At 50.5% G+C, this 20,283-nt stretch carries 10 protein-coding genes; all 10 read right to left on the bottom strand.

Features of this window, described 5'->3' with window-relative positions:
- Positions 1–10: 10 nt before the first annotated feature.
- The 10 genes from MJO57_RS01535 to MJO57_RS01490 all read right to left on the bottom strand — a co-directional run bounded on the left by MJO57_RS01535 (position 11) and on the right by MJO57_RS01490 (position 20,095).
- Entirely contained in the window at positions 11–1,210 is a 1,200-nt protein-coding gene (locus tag MJO57_RS01535) for an ATP phosphoribosyltransferase regulatory subunit (RefSeq protein WP_252022335.1), read from the bottom strand.
- 91 nt (positions 1,211–1,301) lie between these two features.
- The gene (locus MJO57_RS01530; RefSeq protein WP_371924749.1) at positions 1,302–1,523 is read right to left on the bottom strand and encodes a DUF2065 domain-containing protein; all 222 of its coding nucleotides are present in this window, start codon (positions 1,521–1,523) and stop codon (positions 1,302–1,304) included.
- Positions 1,524–1,643: 120 nt separating this feature from the next.
- The gene (gene hflC, locus MJO57_RS01525) at positions 1,644–2,519 is read right to left on the bottom strand and encodes a protease modulator HflC (protein WP_252022333.1); all 876 of its coding nucleotides are present in this window, start codon (positions 2,517–2,519) and stop codon (positions 1,644–1,646) included.
- Positions 2,516–3,688: an FtsH protease activity modulator HflK gene (gene hflK, locus MJO57_RS01520; RefSeq protein ID WP_252022332.1), complete on the bottom strand. Its 1,173-nt coding sequence runs from the start codon at positions 3,686–3,688 to the stop codon at positions 2,516–2,518. The genes hflC and hflK overlap by 4 nt, the downstream gene beginning before the upstream one ends.
- Before the next feature lie 241 nt (positions 3,689–3,929).
- On the bottom strand, positions 3,930–5,219 hold the full coding sequence (hflX, locus tag MJO57_RS01515) for a ribosome rescue GTPase HflX (protein ID WP_252022331.1): 1,290 nt from the start codon (positions 5,217–5,219) through the stop codon (positions 3,930–3,932).
- Between the two features lie 154 nt (positions 5,220–5,373).
- On the bottom strand, positions 5,374–5,619 hold the full coding sequence (gene hfq, locus MJO57_RS01510) for an RNA chaperone Hfq (RefSeq protein ID WP_066018284.1): 246 nt from the start codon (positions 5,617–5,619) through the stop codon (positions 5,374–5,376).
- A 335-nt stretch (positions 5,620–5,954) separates the two neighbouring features.
- Entirely contained in the window at positions 5,955–6,905 is a 951-nt protein-coding gene (gene miaA / locus MJO57_RS01505) for a tRNA (adenosine(37)-N6)-dimethylallyltransferase MiaA (RefSeq protein WP_252022330.1), read from the bottom strand.
- A 265-nt stretch (positions 6,906–7,170) separates the two neighbouring features.
- Positions 7,171–13,098, bottom strand: a complete 5,928-nt coding sequence (locus tag MJO57_RS01500) for an AAA family ATPase (protein ID WP_252022329.1) — start codon at positions 13,096–13,098, stop codon at positions 7,171–7,173.
- Between the two features lie 539 nt (positions 13,099–13,637).
- Positions 13,638–14,672, bottom strand: a complete 1,035-nt coding sequence (locus MJO57_RS01495) for a transposase (RefSeq protein WP_252026884.1) — start codon at positions 14,670–14,672, stop codon at positions 13,638–13,640.
- Between the two features lie 818 nt (positions 14,673–15,490).
- Positions 15,491–20,095, bottom strand: coding sequence for a DUF4116 domain-containing protein (locus MJO57_RS01490; RefSeq protein ID WP_252022328.1), 4,605 nt, complete (start codon positions 20,093–20,095; stop codon positions 15,491–15,493).
- Between the last annotated feature and the right edge of the window lie 188 nt (positions 20,096–20,283).

Raw genomic sequence — 20,283 nt, 5'->3', positions numbered from 1 at the left:
TTCAATGCAATTATAAAGGTTCAACCAACCATTCGCCGTCGCGGCAGATCAGCTGATGGTTGCAACCCATGTCCGCTGCTTCTGTCCCTTGCCCGGGCAGTTGGCGAACTACCCGTTTCCCCTGCCGACGCAGAGACTGCACAATGGCAGCATCCGCAGCAACAGGGGCAAAAATGGTCGTGCCTTCTGTACAGTCATCTGTACTGTCTGCTTTCAGCTGCAGCAAAGCCTTCAGCTCCATAAGGGCCTTTAGGTCAGTGCTGAAACCTGTGGCAGGACGTGATCGGCCGAAGGCTTCACCGATCCCATCATAGCGTCCGCCTTTTGCGACGGCCTGTCCCTGGCCGGGCAGATAGGCTGCAAAAACGACACCCGTATGATAGTTGTAGCCCCTGAGCTCTCCCAGATCGAAATAAAATCCAGTGCCCGGATAGAGGCTGACAATCTCTTTTGCAATCAACTCAAGCTCATTCAGTGCGGTGGCAACGCCCTCAGGCGCATCAGCCAACTCACCCCTGGCCCGTTCAAGTATTTCCGGGCCACCGGCCAGATTGGGCAAGCTCTTCAGCATTCTGGCAGACACTTCACGGAGATCCCACTCATTGATCATCTGATCAACCTCAGAGATTGCTTTTCGCTGCAAGGCATTAAAGAGCTCCAGCTCCTGATCAACGGACAGTCCGGCCTGCGATGCCAGCAGCCGATATATCTGCACATGCCCAAGATCCAGACTGACTGAATCGACATCCACCTGATCCAGCGTTTCCAGCATCAGGGCAATCACCTCCAGGTCACTTGCAACACCAGAGTGACCATACAGCTCGGCACCAATCTGGATGGGTGACCTTGAAGCCCCAAGGGAAGCCGGACGAGCATGGAAGACACTGCCCGCATAACAGAGCCTTACTGGCCCATCCACTTGCAACGTGTGAGCATCAATCCTTGCCACGGCCGGTGTTGTGTCTGCCCTTAACCCCATGGTTCTACCGGTCAATTGATCGGTTACCTTGAAGGTTTGCAGATCCAGGTCATGACCGACACCTGCCGTCAGTGACTCGATAAACTCCAGATGAGGAGGAATCACCAGCTGGTAACCCCAGCGGTCAAACAGGTCGAGCATGTCGCGCCTTAACTTTTCAGCACAACGAGCCCGGCCGGGAAGAATTTCTTCAATTCCATCGGGCAACAACCAGCGATCAGCGACGGTCATAACGGTCTCTCTTGTTGTTTCTATGAAACGTTACTGTGAATGTTTTTTCTTCGCTCTGTTCCTGCCACGCCAGGTTTACAGAACGAAGTGGCTAACCATTGATCAGATACAGTAAAGCCACACCCACCAGCATGCTGACCAGACCAGCGATTCTGAGTTGCCGGTCATCAATTTCAGCCAGCCGACTCACTAATTGTCGCCAGCGCTGTGGGTAAAGAAATGGCACAACACCTTCAAGCACCAGCATCAGGCTGAAAGCAATCAATAATTGCTGCCCAAAGTCCATTGTCCATTCTCCGCTGTTTATACCCATTCCACCCTCTAACATGAACGACACAGCCACACGTTCAATGTACCCACACACGAAAAAACCGGGCGAGGCCCGGTTTTGATAATACTACCACGGTTTTTTCACACTAGCAGCAAGAGTTCATTATTTGCCTTGCTTATCGTGGTTAAAGTAGCGGAAGAAATCACCTTTCGGCTCAATCAGCATGACGTCACCGGAGTCTCCAAAGCTCTCTTTGTATGCCTGCAGGCTACGATAGAACGCATAGAACTCCGGATCTTGCTGATACGCTTTGGCATAAATCTCGGCAGACCTTGCATCCCCGTCACCACGGATCATCTCGGACTGACGATAGGCATCGGCCAGAACCACCCGCTTTTCACGGTCCGCATTGGCCATGATACCTTCTGCCATCTCCTGACCACGGGAACGATAGTCCTGGGCCTCTTTCTCACGCTCCGATGACATCCGCTCGAACACAGAATCACTGACCTGTGGCGGCAGGTCAATCCGCTTGATGCGAACATCCATAACACTGACGCCGAGTTCCTTCTGGGCAACTTCATTCAGCGTTTTGGTCAGCTCTTCCATCATTTCATCACGCTGGCCGGAAACCACTTCGTTCAGAGTGAGACTACCAAACTGGTTCCGCATGCTGGACTCAGCACGTTGGGCCAGCAGGTTACTGGCACGGAATACATCTCCCGCCGTTGCACGATAGAAGTCGTAGACGTTATGAATCCGCCACTTGATGTAGGAATCCACAATAACGGCCTTCTGCTCAAGGGTCAGGAAGCGCTCGGATGGGACATCAAGTGTCTGTAGACGACCATCAAACACTTTAACCTTGTCGATGACCGGAATTTTTACATGCAAGCCCGGAGGAATGCTGTCGCGAACCACCTGCCCAAAACGAAGTTGAACCGCTCTATCCCGCTCGGAGATCACGAATAAACTTCCCCATGCCAGTATCACAACAACCAGGGAAATAATCAGTCCAGTGAAGGCTTTCTGACTCATCGACTTACCCTCCCCCCACTGACTCGCGAGCTATTCACGCGCTTGTTCAATTCTTCTGTCACCCGGGTGGTAATCTCGTTTAATTCCTGGGCAGATAACTGTCTGGATGGCAAATTACTGCTGCCATGAGACTGGGTCAGTTTATCGAGCGGCAGGTACATCATGTTATTCCCGCCTTCAACATCGACCAGTACCTTGTTGGATTTGCTGAGCACGTTTTCAATGGTTTCAATGTACAGACGTTCACGGGTTACTTCAGGTGCCTGTTGGTATTCACCCATCAGCTTCACAAAACGATCCGCTTCACCTTCTGCCTTGGCCACCACCTCATCACGGTAACCGTTGGCATTCTCGACGATACGTTGAGCCTGACCACGAGCTTCCGGAACAACTTTGTTAGCATACACCTGAGCCTTGTTCTTGGCCCTTTCCTCATCCTCACGGGCGCGAATAACGTCATCAAATGCTGCCTGCACCTCTTTGGGAGGTTGAGCACTTTCAATGTTTACCTTGGCAACATTAAGGCCGGTACCGTAACTGTCCAGGTAAGCCTGAAGGCGATCACGCACTTCAATACCCATTACCTCACGACCTTCCGTCAACACCTGGTACATCTCAGAGCCACCAACAACATGGCGCAGTGCACTTTGCGTCGCTTCTTCGAGACTCACCAGGGGTTTGGCAACATTAAGTACGTAGTCCTTGATGTCGTCAATGTTGTACTGCACCGACATGGCTACCTCGACGATGTTCTCGTCTTCAGTCAACATTTGCTGCAGAAGGTTGTATGTCCGAAGTTCAGTAACGCGTTCCTGAAACTTGGTTTCAATGGGAGGGAAGTACATATGCAGGCCAGGGCCAACTGTTTCTGCATACTCGCCAAACCGAAGGATTACCGCCTGTTCTTTTTCATCAACGGTATAGACTGCATTCCAGATATAAGCAGCAACAGCCAGTATCAGGATGCCAATAAAAATACCGGAAGAGGAGCCTTTCTGAGCTCCGCCACCGGAACCACCACCGCCTTTGCGGCTACCCCCAAACATGGAATTCAGTTTGTCCTGAAATTTGCGAAAAGCATCATCCAGGTCCGGTGGTCCTTGCTTATCGCCTTTGTTACCACCGCCCCATGGATCCTTGTTATTTCCACCCGGCTCGTTCCAGGCCATATATGTCTCCGTAGAGTCAGCATCAAATTGAGTTTTGGTTTGAGCATCCCTGTTACTGGGGACGACAGGCTATTAAATAAATAGTTCCTGAGCCAGATTGTAGAGTTTGGATAGCGAATAGCGCAAGCCGAATTGGTAAAGACCGCAGCGGATTTTCTTTACAAACACCAAATCAGAGCAGTTTCGCCCAAATTTTATCCGTCATTCGTGATGAAATATTCTGTCCAGCCAGGAACACTTTTTATAAAGAGTTAAAACAACTGTCGCTAAGACCTTCTTGTCTGGAAATGCGCTCAAAGTCAGGCTTTGGCAAGCGAATATCCAGAATGATATCACCACTCTCAGAGTAGGCTTCTGACTGAATCGCACCCAACTTGTAAAGACGGGCTCGAATACGACCCTGGGCAGGCTGGAGGGTTAGCTGCCCCTGCAGCATATCATCCGAAAGCAGCTCTTTGATGGCATCCTGCAGCAAGTCAACACCATCACCGGTAACCGCTGAGACCCAGACCCGAACAGGACGCCCATCATTATTTCGCTGAATTTTCGGTTCTACGCCCTGTAAAAGGTCAATCTTGTTATAAACCTCCAGCTGTGGTACCTCATCGGCATTAATCTCTTTCAATACCGAGCAGACCTGATCCATGTTTTCCAGACGTTCCGGATCATGACTGTCAATCACGTGCAACAGAAGATCTGCCTGGCGGGTTTCCTCAAGCGTTGCCCGAAAGGCCTCAACCAACTTATGAGGAAGGTGTCGGATAAAACCTACCGTATCCGCAAGAACAACCGGTCCAATATCCGGTAAATCAATTCGCCGCAGCGTCGGGTCAAGGGTAGCAAACAACTGATCAGCAGCATAAACACCCGATTCAGTGACACAATTAAAGAGTGTTGACTTCCCCGCATTGGTGTAACCAACCAGAGACACTTGGGGAACCTCTGCACGCTGCCTTGAGCGTCGACCCTGCTCGCGCTGCCTGCGTACCTTTTCCAGACGACGGCTAATACTTTTGATGCGCGCTCTTAAAAGACGACGATCTGTTTCCAGCTGAGTCTCACCCGGCCCCCTCAGACCTATACCACCCTTCTGTCGTTCAAGGTGGGTCCAGCCACGAACCAGCCGTGTACTCATGTGTTGCAATTGAGCCAGCTCAACCTGTAGCTTACCTTCAAAGGTTCTCGCACGTTGAGCAAATATATCCAGAATCAGCCCGGTACGATCAATAACCCGACACTTCAGCTCTTTTTCAAGGTTACGTTCCTGACTGGGAGAAAGGGCATGGTTAAACAGCACAACATCAACATCGTGCAATACAACCAGTTGGCGGATTTCTTCGACTTTGCCAGGACCGACAAAAAAACGGGGATTGGGATGTTTGCAGCCTGCGGTGATAAAGGCGGCAGACTCAACGCCAGCGGAGCGAACGAGCTCCATGAATTCCCGGGGGTCTTCCCGCTCACGATCATCGCTCAATTCCAGATGAACAAGAACAGCGGTTTCACCACCCTCATGGCGGTCAAAAAACAAATAGATCTCCTAAAAGCCATGAACCATACGTATAAACAGCCGAAAACCAGCTTACAGAAACCTGATAATAAAACAGCGCCACATGTGGCTCATTTTAAAATAAACGAAAACACTTAAAGGCGCTTTACGCGCCCTCAAGATGCGTCAAACAAGATTACTCATGCTCAGGCTGATCAGTACCCTGCATCGGCAGACGAACTGGACGACTGGGGACAACAGTTGATACCGCATGCTTATAGACCATCTGGCTTACAGTATTCTTGAGAAGAATAACAAACTGATCGAAAGACTCAATCTGCCCCTGAAGCTTAATACCATTAACCAGGTATATAGAAACCGGAACGCGTTCTTTACGTAGCACATTCAAGTAAGGGTCTTGTAGAGAATGCCCTTTTGACATTTCTGTACTCCTTTTAATTCTCGGGTTTTTGAATAGCCTTGATTCACTTTGGGGAGGACTATCCGTTGGACCGGCTGTGCCAGTACTCATTGTTCAATATATGTACAACCTATGAAATGCCGGCTCACATTAAGCTAACCCCACACCGCACTCAATAAGTAATACTAGCTACTCCGTCCAGTCCTGCAGGAACAATTAAAGGTTCTAAGGTACTACTTTATTAGACAATGAGTCTAATCTGTCATCTATTTATAGAAGGATAGTGACTTCATTGCCCTTGATATGCTTCAAGGCTACATACTCAGTTTTATGGCTATAAGACACGTCCATCCTATTTAATTCAGGGCACTCTCCAGGACTTTCAAGACATCACCCGGCAAGTTATTTGAACACGTATCAAACCAGTGAATATCAGGCCAGCTTCTAAGCCAGGTCAGCTGTCTTTTAGCCAGTTGCCGGGTCGCAATAATACCTCTTTCGACCATCTCATCGTAGCTTAGTTCCCCATCCAGGTAAGACCACGCCTGTCGGTAGCCAACAGATCGGATGGATGGCATGGAAACATTCAGGTTCCCACGATGATAAAGACTTCTTGCTTCTTCCAGAAAACCATTCTCAAGCATCATCCGGAAACGTAATGCAATACGTTCATGGAGCACAGAACGATCTTTTGGAGCCACCGCCAGGCTGACAATGCGATAAGGCAAACATTGTTCATCTTGTTCTCTATGCCATTGAGAAAGCGGTTTTCCTGTCAGTTCATAAACTTCCAGAGCCCGCTGCAAGCGCTGGGTATCCGATGGCTTTATTCGTAGCGCGGCTTTCGGGTCAACTTCCGAGAGTTGCTGATGTAAAAAAAACCAACCATGTGCCTGCGCGCTATCCAGCAGCCTCTGACGAACCTCGGCATCGGCAGAGGGCATGGTCGCCATACCGTCCCTGAGCACCTTAAAGTACATCATCGTACCGCCCACCAGCAGAGGTACTCTCCCACGAGCCGTGATATCGGCCATCAACGCCAGAGCATCCCGTCGAAAATCGGCTGCTGAATAAGAATCTGCCGGATCAAGAATATCAATCAGGTGATGAGGCGCCTCTTTCAGAACCTCAGGCTCTGGTTTGGCAGTACCAATATCCATCCCTTGATAGATAAGTGCTGAGTCCACACTGATGATCTCGAAAGGCAGCACCTTGCTGAGCGCTACCGCAAGGTCAGTTTTGCCTGAAGCGGTAGGGCCCATCAAAAATACAGCGATAGGGAGCTGCTGTTCCTCATACCCGGACATAAGAAAAGAGAATACCTGAAACAGTAAAAATGGGATTCTAAATGATTATGCGCTGAACTTTCGATAGTCCAATATATTGATCTTATGATTATAAAACCCGATCACTTTATGGTGAGCTGAACACCAGCGGGTCCGGGCTGACATGAATGATCACAGAAAAACAGGGAATGACTCCCTGGTTATGGAGCGTTGCATCATCGATTTTATCGACGGGTTCGCCGAAGTAAGTCACGGACAGACGATGGCCAGCAGTTTCTTCCTGGTGCTATTTTCTGCCAAGAATGGTTGCATCATGTTCATTGATTAAGCCTTTTATTTTTTCCAGCGATTCCCGGCAATCCATGGCAATACCCTGAGAAAAAATTTCACTGCCTATCAGGTTGAAATTTTGCCCTGCCGGGCTTTCAAAGAGGGTTATCTGACCATCGAAGTTGCCAACGATCAAAACCCGGAATCTGCTCAGTTCTTTGCAGACTACCGGGGCATATATTTCGGCGGAACGTTTATCGCTGATCAGACGAATCAGCTGCCAGTTAAGTTCTGCATGATTAATGTAATCTTCCGCAAATTTTATTTTTGGCTCAAGTTCTAGTTCGGTAACAAACGGTGCTCTGGTCAGTTTATTGGGCGTTTGTTTAAGGGTTTCCAACGCCCGGCCAATCAGAAACTGCGCGGAAAACATCAGGGTAGGCGTCTGCTGGTAAAAGGTTTTTTTCTCCGGGAAACAGGGTTCACCCCGGATTAGTCGGGCTATATCCGGTTTGCCCCGGGAGCTGTGGCACCAATAAACCTCGGTAACAGGCACCTCAGGCAATTTTTCCCAGTCGTAAAGCAGGGAAAAATTTTCTTCCTCCGGATGGTTGCTTACAGCTTCCAGACAGGTTCTGTTGATGGACTCAAGCCGGAATATGCGCTGGCATATTCTTAGGGCCATACCATTGTGATCAAAATTGAATCGGGTAACGGCCTGCAGACTTTGAATTGGAAGTACGGGAAAGTCATCCGGTTTTTGCCGATACAGTTGCCAGGCAAACTCCGACCACTGACAGAATAAATGATCTTTTGGAGATTGATGCTTGATTGACCAGTTGAGCATGCAATGACTCCAGTCAATAATGGCTTTTTTTTCAGGGAGGGCCAGGGTGGAAAAATGGTCAATGGCGTGTCTGGCCGCCAGCAGATACTGTTCCGGTGCAATATGGTAGGCAATATCAAATTGATAGATCCGGTCGTGCATTCTTGGTGCACAAAAAAACTGACGTGGTGGACCCATAGGGATAGGGCAGAAATTTTTCCAGAATTCTTCCTGCACGATCTCCCTGATAATTTTTATCGCCTCCCTGGGTAACTCGGATGAAGTACACTGCGATTTTTGGCAAAGAGAAATCACTAGCGACAAGATTCGTTCCCAGCCGGAGGCACTCTCGCCTGAATCCGACTCGCAAGGTGAGTTTACTGACTGCACTGGCCCTGATTGGTAAAGGCTATCCCAATCCGGCTCTGAAGAATAATTACAAGTGGTTTTGCCTGTGCCCGATAAATCAAATAGTCGCCACCCGCCCTCACATCTGATCTCAACAAAAGCATGCGAGACCGATTTAACTATTCTGGCTTCAATACCCCAGTACAGACAGAGTAATTGAAATAGATACGCACGGTGGCGGCAGCTTCCCTGTTTCTCCTTTATTAACCGCATGACCAGATTGATGCCAGCCTCAGTATAATTACGGTCGTAAGAAAACGTTCTGAACCAGTCGGCCAGTGCCAGCAACCGTTCGGGCAAATTCCTGATATCGGCTATTTTGTGCAACTCCCGGTAGTAGCGGGAGTGGGTTGGTTTCCGCGAGAAAACCTCCTTATCCAGATGGACTTTGATCAGGGCAGGGCATCGCCCGGGTAGTGTTGAAATGCTGTGGTCAAAAGTCAGCGGCTCAAAGTAAGTCAGGTCGGGGTGGATAATAAAATCCACCGTCACCGGTTCAGCCATCGGGGAACGAACAACGTATTGGCCGGTTTGGTTATCCTTTGCCAGTTCCAGCTGTGCCTGTTCCGGAATAGTTCTCACACCGCTCAACCGGTCGGCGGGGGTCAGTGATGGCAATGATTGCCATTCGTTCCCGGGTTCCAGTGCCATGCGCCCTGGGGTTTCGCCCGCTTGCAGAGAGCCACGCCAGGGTAACAGGGACAAAAGGTCATTCCGATTGATGAGTTGGCCCGACAATTGACGACTGGCCAACTGTTGGTCAGCCGTCACACTGACTGTGTGCAACTCAAGTCGATACAGGTCGGTGTCCCATTCACGGGGAAAGTATCTGGTTACCTGAAATACGGCAGAGACACCAGGGGCCCTGCCCAAACTGAAAATCTTTGCCGGTTCGGTGGGCGAAGCTTTGGAAGATTGCTTTTCTGATGACTGTCTTGATGACTGCCCGGGAATACACGGCCATTTTTTGCCTGGATCTGACAAACACGCCAGATAGGGTTTCCACGCCTGCATCAAACTGTCAGTCCACCGATCCATGGTGGTTTTGGCCAACTGATCAGCGGCCTGAAGGATTTGCGGCAGGGTCAGTTCAAGGGGGATGCGACGGCGCCGGAAGTCATTATTGATGGCACTGGCACAAGCGGTCAGCCACCAACTCAGTATGTCTGGTACCCCCATGGCCTGCAATCTGAGACGATAGTCATTAATAATATCGTTATTAACCAGAACGCGGGTAAATCGGCTGGTCAATGACGGCGGAAACGCCGTCCGTCCGGGATAGGTGGGTGGATTAATGGTACCAATCAATCTGAACCCGGCCTTGTGGGGCAGTGGCAGGCGATCATTGAGGAACTCTTCCAGGGGGCCTGAAGGCATAATATTGAGTTCACTGACCACTAACACTTCACCCAGACGCCAGGCACGGTCAAAGGCCTCCACAAACTGTGCAAATTGGTCCGGTGCCCCATTGAAGTGCTGATAGCCTTTACCGGTTTGCTGTTGCCAGGTGGTCAGGGTCAACAGTAACAGAGCATCCTTACCCCATCCGGCAGTGCCTTCAACTACCATGGCAGCTCTTCCCGGTTCCCTGAGCTGCAGAAATTGCCAGCAGGTTTTTATGTATTCTCTGGTGGCCGGAGTATCAATAACCAGCGGCTGTGATCGCTTTTGATTCACCTCTGTCAACTGGCTGAAAAACGCAGTAAAAGAGTGCTGATGCGGGCCAGGCAATGGGTCATCTACCTGCCCGGAGCTGCGCCAGTAAGTCCTGAGTGCTTGCCATTCTGATTGCTGGTCCCGATCGATCCGCCCACCCAGACTTTGTCTGCAGGCTTCTTCAGCCAATGCGAATACCTGTTCATTGCTGGCGGGGCATGGTGCATCAGCAGCGATCATTCTGAACCGGGCCATGATGTCGTTCAGATCCCTTGGCGTCAGCTCATAGTCTCTGGATACCAGTTTTTTATACTCGGCCAGTAGGGACAAGATGGTTGCCGAAGCGGTCAGCCTACGTTCCATAGGCCAGGTCTCGGGCAGGAGTGGCTCAATGATGGTCTGTTTCAGAATGGACTGCGGAAGTGGCCGGTAAAAGAGGCGTAAAATCCGACTTTTCAATTCAGGGTCAAGATTCCGGCCCCGGTAACTTTCCGGATTACCGGTTAACAACACCCGGTGGTTGTCGGTTAACCAGATTGTCTGGCCATTGACGCAGAGCCGGGGAGGCGATTGCAGCAAACCGGTCAGTGGAGACAATAGTCCATGATGCACCAGGTTGGCTTCATTAATAATCAGTAGGCCCGGCCGGGAACTTTTGGCCCACTCCGATAGCTGACCGGGCACCGAATGCGAGACCAGATTACCCATCATGTCTTTTTCCAAGGTGACCGAGCCGTAAAGGTCTTCCCAGGTGGTGTCTGGTCCCAGGGTCATACTGTTCACGGTTTGCTGGTCCAGCTTGGCGTCAATGGCAGCAACCAGCCAGTCCATTGATGAGTGCTGCTGTTGCTGCAACGCTTGTCCGGTGGCGAGGGCAAGACAGGATTTACCGGTACCGGCCGGACCATTGAGGTCAATGATCTTATGCTGTCTGAGCATTGCGGTGAGCTGTGTGAGCCGTTTGGCCTGTTGCTGATTATGACTACGGCAGGCCTTTAGCCAGTCTGTGGCCAGTGTCTGCAGTGTCGTGGTCAGCAGTTGATCAGGGAAGCAGTGCTGAAGCTGCTGTTGCAGATGCTGCTGGAGCTGCGGGACTGGATCTGACGGATGGTGTTGGGTGATGAGTGACAGCTGATGATTCAGGATCATGGCCTGCTGATGCACCGGGATACCCCGGTAGTGGCTGTCACTGGCCATGACCAGCAGGGCATCGTATAGCAGACGCAGGCGATGGCCTTGATAGGAAGGGATTAAGGAATGCAGGTTGTCGGTGATGTCCGATACCGAATCAGCACGTATGCCTTCTTCAGGGAACATTGAGTGAATAATGCCAGCCATCTTCGCCAGACAATGGGCCGGGATTTTGTCGAAGGTGTGGGGCAGAGAGTGCGCCAGTGCCGGTACCATATATCGGGCTAACGGCCAGAAGTCATCGGTCAGGTCCTTTGGGAGCTTCGGGAACGGGCGGGTTTTCAGGATGTCAACAATGCCATCGCTGTCGACCCCTGCTTCCTTGTCCGGAAATTGGGCGTTGATTTGTGCTTTTACAAAACTGTAAACGGTAGCATCACCTCGCGTGGGATGGGCCAGTAACTTGTTCAGGGCCTTACGCCAGTGGAAGGGCTCCAGGGTCTTGGATCGGTCAAGGCTCTGTTCGATGTGCATCTGGCTCTCAAGCAGTGTCAGAAACTCAGAAGGCGCCTGAACCGGTATTGTCGGATAGCTTTTGTCCGGGCTCTGGGGCAGTGTCCGGATGCTGTCCAAAAGACGGGTTAATGGCTCTGCTGCATCGGGATGGTTGGCCATCACGGCTTCTGTCATGATGGTTGAGACACTGCTTGCTGGCCCACGGCTTCCGGTCTTTTGTTGCTGTTGCCAGCGTTGGGACCATGGCCCCCGGGCAGGCAGGTGGTCGATGGGCCAGACAATATGGATCCGGCAATGGGGCAGGTCAATTTTCTGGCCGTAAATCCAGAGATAGGGCTCAGGTGCCAGCAGTGACTCCAGATGCCCCGCCAGGACCGGACTGTGTTCCAGCCCCGTCAACAGCACGGTTTTGCCCGCAAGCAGCTTTTTCAGCAAGGGGGATTCCGTCAGCCGAAAACTCAACTTACCGGAAAGTTTCAGTTCGCTAGTAAACCAAAGCTCCTCCCATGACTGCCCTCTGGCCAGGTGATAACTGTCGGACTCCGCAGCGGCATTGGCAACATCGCTGGTCTGAAGCCTGACAATACTCTTCCCCAAAAGCTCACCTGGAGGTCCCGGCAAAGTGCCTGTCACCAATCCGGGGGGAGCGGACAGTAATTCCATTCGCTGTTTCAGAACCCGCCACTGATCATCGGTCAGCTCACCGGTAATGCACAGCTGACCAAATTCGCTGGCCATTTTCTGAAAGGTATCGATTTGTTGCAGAGTGCTCCCCCAGGCTGAAAGATCACTGCAGATAGTATCAAAATTAAGGCTATTGATGATCCCACAGGTTTTGTCAGGTTTGACCGGTGTGTTGTTCACTCGAAGTTTGAATGCATCAATATCAGCCGTCGGGGTGTGATACTGCTCCAGACTCAGCGATGGCGGCAGCATCACCTGTTCACCATTCGCCAGGAAGTAGCCTTGCTCAAGAATGTCAGACAACTGTTGCCAAAATCGACTCCGTCTATCCGGCGGGTCCACCAGACAAATGGTCACAGGCCCTGATTGGCTGCTGACCAGCCCTTTGTGGAAATACTGCCTGCCATCATTATTGATGGCCAGGTTACCAAACAGACCGGCAAAGGCGTCCTTGCCAGTACAGCGAATGAGCAAACTTCCGGGCTCTGGCGGCTTCGTGCGATAGCGTACTGACCATGATGGCAAAACGGCCTTATGAGGGGAGCCATCGGAACTGAAGGTTGCTGAAGAAGGTCCATTAAAAGCAAATATCCGACGCCAGAAATCCGGTCCGGGAGCGTCAGGCTGGCGTATTAACTCCTCGTTAGCCAGAACAACCCGGTTAACCGTGGTGCTAACGGGCATGCCATCCAGTCGGGGCGGGTCCTCCAACAGTTCATTCAATGAGGCCAGCTGCCCGGGCTTGAGGTGGTCACAATCGAAAATCAGAGTGATGGGCACTGGCTGATAAATAAGCCCGGCACACTCGGTTTTTTGGCCGGGAGCAGGATATCGGTGAAGCCTTCTTAACGGGTGATGATTCAGGTCGTCCGGATGCCGGATAATAAAAAGAAATCCATTGCCTGTCTTTTGTCGATAGAAACGGATTAACCCATCCTTCTCACCCGCATTATGGACAAAATGAATTGCATCTCCTAACTTTGGAGACGGTTGCTTCAGATAGCTGATGCTGTCTGTAACGGGAGTCACGCTCCGGAGCAGGCCGGTAAATGCAGTACTGTCTGATGCCTTTTGTACAGCATGGCCGTTGGGCTGCGGACAGTGATAGCGCACACAACCGGTAGTGCCGGGCTGAATAGTAAACATATAAATCCGTTCGTTTTAATTGGTAATCTCGCCCCACCTTAATGTTGGATGATTTAAACCCGGGAAAGTTCCTTGCTTGACTTATGTATTGAGTCAATTTCCAACGGCTGTAGGACTTACGCATTGATGACACCGATAAATTTTGGTAGGAGGTGATCCTTCCCCTTTGCAAAACTCTCAATGAAAGCGCCTATTGTCTCTTTAAACAGCCCCCGTTGGTGCTGATAAATATTCGTAAACTCCTGCTCTATCTGCATTTTCTGGAGATAAACAAAAGCTAAAATTGCAGCAAATATATGGTTTCTGACGGGTCGTTCGCTGCGAACCTGAAAGTGCTCAATATGGCAAACCTGCTTGATCGCCCTGTGAAACTGTTCGATCTGCCAGTGCTGGTCATGGATCTGCTTGAAGTCATTGCGTTCAAAAGGGACTTCCTCTGGCAAGTAAACCACGTAGTGGCGACGCTGGTCTTTTAGCATCGTCCTGAACAACCGGATCTTACCGAAGTCTTTGAGCCATACATCCAGACCATTGTCGGGGATGTCGAGGTGTTGAACCTGCTGCCATTTACCTTTTTCCAGTGATACTGTCCTGTTTTTCTCAACGGCAAACATAAACCCAGTCTGATGGTTTTTAATCGTCTTCAGGTTAGTCGTGCAGCTGTACCAGGAGTCACCGGTAACGAACGCTGGCTTCAGCCCCCATACCAGCACTTCAATCAACATTTCACGGAAGTAGTCGTTTTTTGTCTTGTCTTCCGATTTGTCGTATATCCTGTAATTCACCGGCATATGGCGCCCGGATACGTCGGTGTAATAAAGGGTGATGAGGTTAACTCCCTTAACCACTCGGTGATGTTTACCCGACCAAAAGTGGCCAACCAGTGCCACGGAGTAGCTATAAGGTTTGTCGAGCACGCTGTCATCAACGCTCAGGGTGCCGCCAATAGGGTTTAAACTTTTGACTGCTTCATCGTACATATCTTTGGGCTGATAGTTTTCACGCTTAAGAAAGCGGTTTGCGCTATCGTGAGAAAAGTCGGTAACCTCGGCCAGTCTTGTGCATGTTGATGATTTTGGCTCACTAATCAAAAAGCCAATGTATTTTGCAAGAGTGCATCGTGCAGTGGTCGGTCGAGTGGTAGTTCTCACTTTCATCCCTGAAGACATCTGTTTTTTGGCATTATCAAATTTTAGAGCCTGTTGTCAATGCGTAAGTCCTAGGCTGAATTCACAACCAATAAATTCTTTTATGGAACTTTTTCAGAAATAACCGGTCCTATATCTAATTCGAGATAGTAATTTCAACGTCAGGTTTGTCGGGACTCCGGAGGTTTGTATGAACATTGGTGGGAATAGCGAAAAAGGACTTTTTTTCCCGGCTGCCCGTAATTCGGCAGGGGAAGTTACCCATTCTGATCCATGTCAGGGTTGCTTTAACGGATTAAGGTTTGTTCAAGCGTCCATGGCGAAAATTTGTTGCCCAAGACCGTCGACAAATTACCCGGCAGACATGAGACGACCATTACTGACCGATACTGAGCAAGTCGATGTGTCTGGTCAACCATGCCGGGACCTTAAGCCAGCACTCATAGGACAGATCTGGGTCAACTATCCCACCGCATTAACGGCTGTAGTGGTTTCTGAGCCACCTTCTTTTATGTCATCGGCATCTCTACTACCCCAACCATCTCTACCTTATGAATCGATTGAATCACCGCCGCCTGAATCATTGCCGCCATTGCCCGTTCCCTATTTTCCTTTCCCTGACGAGAGCGATAATGAGCGCTCCCCTAGTGCAGAAAAGCGCTAATACCCATACAGCCAACCCCCTCGTTCCCATGCTCTGCGTGGGAACGAGGTGCTTGTGTATGCATAACAACGCTTGGCTGCACTAGGAGGCTGACCGAGAATAGCGCCCGTAGCGAGGATGGCAGAAAACTGAGTTGAATTAATCTGCCTTCTTTGCTTTATCCACGAAAGATTGTTGAATGAATATGCCTTACAGCAACAGACCCGATACTGTTGACAGCTGCAGTAATGACCCACGGCTTACTTTGTAATGAACGTCCAACATACCGCAGGACATTGCCATCAAGCTCCAGGGCCATGCCGACCAGTTCTGGATCATTGCGACAGGCATCACCGGCAAACTGTAGCGCCAGCGGATTTTGTTGCAGGGCAAGTCTGACCACTTCCGGGTTACTCCTGAGCCGTTCACTGACAAACGCCAGCGCCATACCGCAATTTTGCACCGCCAGCTTGACCAGCTCTTCATTGTCCTGCAAGTCCGGGCTGGCATACTCAAGCGCCATACCATTGCTTTGAACGGCCTGCCGGACAGTAGGCTCATGACCACGCAGCCTGCAACTGGCACACTCAAGTAGTATACCGTTACCTTGCACCGCCAGCTGCGCCAACGCTTCATCATCTCTCAACCCATAACTGGCGTATACAAAGCTATTGGGGTCTATTGACACGATGATGGTTAATAATTCCTTATTGCCACGCTGAACCACATCAAGATAATCACGAATAGAGTGTTGAGAGTCATGATGACGAACAGCCAGTCGGAGGTAATAGGGGTCCTGTTTAAATGGCTCAGCGGCAAACTCCAGGGCATGGGCCGCATTTTCCAGCGCTGCGGAAACAATGATCGGATCAGCCCTTAATCGTTCACTGGCGTATTCCAGGGCAAAGCCATTATTTCTGACGGCTGCCAGCACAATCTCTTTATCATCCCTGAGTTCTTCACTGGCAAATTTCAGAACGTGCCCCTTCTTATCGACTGCTTCTTTGACTAATGTTTTATCCGCTTGAAATTCAGCTCCGGCATATCGTAACGCATTGGGGTCAGACCCAACTGCCGTATACACAACCTCCCGATCGTTCTTCAAATCCGGAAAATATTCCAGAAACTTCCCAGCACTTTTTTGCGCCAATATCGTTAAGGCCAGTTTTCGATATAGAGGATCGTCCTTAAGCAGGTTTTTCCTGCAAGCGTTGGGAGGTATTTTGTAGGAATTATCTTTTGCTAGCTCCATGGCCAAGAGAACAAGCTCTTTATAGAATTCAGGATTTTGTTCCAGATACGCCGTTATAGCGTCAGCGGAAAGAGCATATGGACAGTTTTCAACCGCAGTGGTTAACAACTGACGGAAAAGCACAGGATTTGACCACAGTTCTGCTCCTATAAGTTTAATTAAGTGTTTTGGAGAGTCTGCATTTGCCAGAACATAATTCATCAGCTCAAAATCGTTTCTAAACGATTCGGGTGCGTCAACAATAGCCTTAGGATTGGTTTTGATGGCGGTAAAAACAATCGCTCGCCGGTTGCGGATTTCAGGAGCAAGGTGTTTAAGGATGCGGCCATTTTGCGACACCAGGCGCATGGCCGTTGTCTCGTCCGCTAACCAGTTAACGTAGTGGTTCACCAGAGACTTGGCCTTGCCTGGATCAGAAAGTAAGAAATGCCATAGTAATGTTTGCCTGCCCGTTTCGGATTCACCGTTCAACAGGGCTTCAAGCTCCCGGGTGGAAGTGGAAGGTTGAGAAAAGATCAGTGCCGCTTCAACCAGATGGCGGATCGTCCTATCGTGGGTGCAGCGGTTCATCAGAGATATTCTTTTCATGTAGTAAGAAGCGAATTGCCAGTAGATATGCTCCAGGGCGAATTGATTGGTTGCAGAGAAAGCTGGATTAATCAGCCTTTCCCTGATTGCGGCCATATTCCATTGTGTCTGACTTCCGTACAGATTCAATGGCTGCAACAAGTAGTCTACATTGCCCAATTTGTCCAATACACTCAGAATGTCCACAAACATCCGCTGCAGGTCTTCTCTGGCAGGAAGGTGAGTGAATTCAAAAAGGACCTGACCTGTCTGTTCATTGAAATGGATTTCCGGGGCATTGAAGCCGCTATTTTTCTGATATTGAGACAGTGTTTGCGTCAAAAACCAAATTCGCTGAAACTTTCCACGTTGGCGCTCTTTCGATGTACCGGCTAATGCCTCCGAATAACACAACCGAAAGGTCCGTTGTTTGCCACCGTCGGCCTGTTCCAACAGATCGATGGTACAGGTATGAGCCTGGAGCTGGATCGATAACCGGGTACAATCTGGCATATTGAGAACGGTCACATTGTCAGCAGAAAATTGTCTGAGTGCGTCATAGCAGGTGCTGTCGAATAATGGCGCTTCCTGAGACGTTGAAAAGTCAATAATATGAAAACATTCATACTTTGCTCCAGAAAACTTGGTGGTAAACAGTCGGCTCACGGTACCCTGCCCTGAAGCAGAGGCCACGGGCCAGAGCCGAGCAAGAAAACATTTGTGCAACCATAGAATCAGTTCATGGACACTCTCGATGCGCTGTACAGAATTGACCGACTCAAGCCGTTGCAGGAGGTCTTTTAATAACTGGCAGCTGGCCCGCCATTGTTGAAAATCTGAACCCGGAGCAGGTAACTCCCCTTCAGACAGGAACGGCCTGGTGACATCGGCCAGTGCTTGTTCAACCTTTGCCTGCAGCAACGCCAGTTGTTGATCAAGCGCTGTTATCTCCTCACTATATTGTTGTCCCAGTTTTGGATCTGCGGCTGCGCCCAGCATTAAAAACTGTGCGTAGCCGGAGAGAAAAGCCCGGGTCTCTTGCATAAAGTTGCCGATCTCCCGAACACAGCCTTGCAAAATCGCCCGTCGTTCGGGGTGCATGCTCAGTTGGACTGTGCCGTTTTTCGACAAACAGAGATTGACCAGTCGCTCCGCTCCGAGAAAGTTCAGCAGCCTGGAATTTTGCTCGCTCAGCCAAGAGAACCGGCGTGCGACACAGGGTTCTTTTTCCGGCAGCGCAGGTTGCCATGCCTGCAGGGTCGCCAACGCAGTTTGATAATCCGGGTTGGCCGACCCACCTCTCAGACTCAACAACTCTTGTTCCCGATCACCCGACAACAAAAAGCCACCGGACTGCTGCTGAAACTGGCCACACACCAGCGTAACCTGCTCAGGGGAATCACCATCAGGCCACCATTGGGGCTGATCCACCAGCAGGCAGGGTATCGCTGCCTGTCGCAAGCTGATGGATATATGGTCGTTACGGGCGCCTTTTTTCAGCACCACCCCTTGGGTTTTCGCCAGCACTTCAGGCGCCAGCAGCCAGTCACCGCCATGATCACAAAACAGAACGACGTTGTCAGGCAGACAGCTGTCGTTGATTGGACGATCGGTGGCCAGCGCCAACCCCGAGCCGCAACCGTCACTGACCGGGGTTCCCTGATCCAGATAGCGGGAAGGAGAGGCGATGGAAAACTGGCTGCCGCCGGGCAGACGGGTAATCGGGCGCACCTGCAGAAACCAGACCCGGTTATCCTGATCAATGGCAAATTCAAAATCCACCGGCGACATCAGCGCATCTTCCAGTTTTTTTCCTCCCTGAACCAGACTGTCCAGAGCGTCTTTGCCAAGGGGTTCAGCCGCTTCAGCGTTACCGTCAAAGGTGGTCCACTCTTCAACATAGCCATTCTGTTCATTGGCGCGCAACACGAATCCACCATCAGGACTTCCGGGGTTGAAGACCGCCTCCCACTGCTTGCCGTTACGCTTGATCTCATAACAATGGGGGGTGATACCGTGTTGACCGGACACCACCGCCTTGGGCTGCCCCGGTCCATACTCAATCACTAACGTGCTGTCCTCAATGCCACGATAACTCATGGCCACTCCACCCACACGGCATGGAATGCACTGTTGCAGAATGATTGACATGCCTTGAGTGGCCTGTTGGGAAAACACAGCAGGACGGTAGGCCGAAGCGAGTACCTGAAGACAGGTGGCCACGATATCTGCCTGACCATGCACCACTGATTCGTACTTGCCGGCCTGAGCGTTACCAAACGAGTCCTCAGCCACGCCGGAGCTGCGCACGATAACCGGGCTATCGGGTTGTGTCAGGCCGGTGCGCAAATCCTCATAAACCGTGCGCAGGGTGTCGGCAATGGGAAGTGCCCGTATTTGCTGATAACAATCCGGCCCGGCAACAAACGAAGAGAGTGCTTCAAGCCAACGCTGCTGTTGTTCCGATGGGTCCATTCTGGCTATCCACCGTTTTATGGCCGCCAGACTGGCTGTTTCATCGGGAAACTCATGGCCATCCTTCAGCGTCGCCAGTAATGGGCGGACATCAAGCTGAACATTTTCAATCGCCTGCACGGTGTCCGTCTTAATGCAGCGAAACGGCGGAACGGGTAATCCTGCGTTCTGCATCAGGGTCAGGAACATCCCTTTCCCACCCAACCCTTCCCTGCTTGGGATATTTTGGGAATGGCTGTCCAACTGGGATTCGCTACAGCGTCTGATTTTTAATAACGTTGCATTGATTTCGTGGTCGGCACAGCCAGGCATTACCGTCGTATCTCTCTCGGTAACCCGGCACTTTCTTGTTAAAGCTTTGATATCAGAGATGCCCGATGGCAACGTTTCACGGTTGGGGATATCAGCAGCTCTGGTATCAGGCAAAACTGTGAAACCAGGCTCTGTGTCAGGGTATCTACTAAAGTCTGAGGGTGCATTAAACATCATTAAAATCCCTTTAATGTTTATCGGGTCATGACATTTGCCAGATATTCTCGAAGGCGTTTCATTCTGGCTGCCATGTCATCAACACAAGTGTCCTGAAATAATTAGACAATTACAGTTGCAAAATGTTCACTGATTGCGTCTGATTGCGTGTTTTCTTTTTCTTCAAAAGACTCCAGGTAATCCGGGCC

Origin of the sequence: Endozoicomonas sp. SCSIO W0465 (assembly GCF_023716865.1) — a bacterium.
Taxonomy (GTDB): domain Bacteria; phylum Pseudomonadota; class Gammaproteobacteria; order Pseudomonadales; family Endozoicomonadaceae; genus Endozoicomonas.
This window is presented reverse-complemented; position numbering and strand designations above follow the sequence as displayed.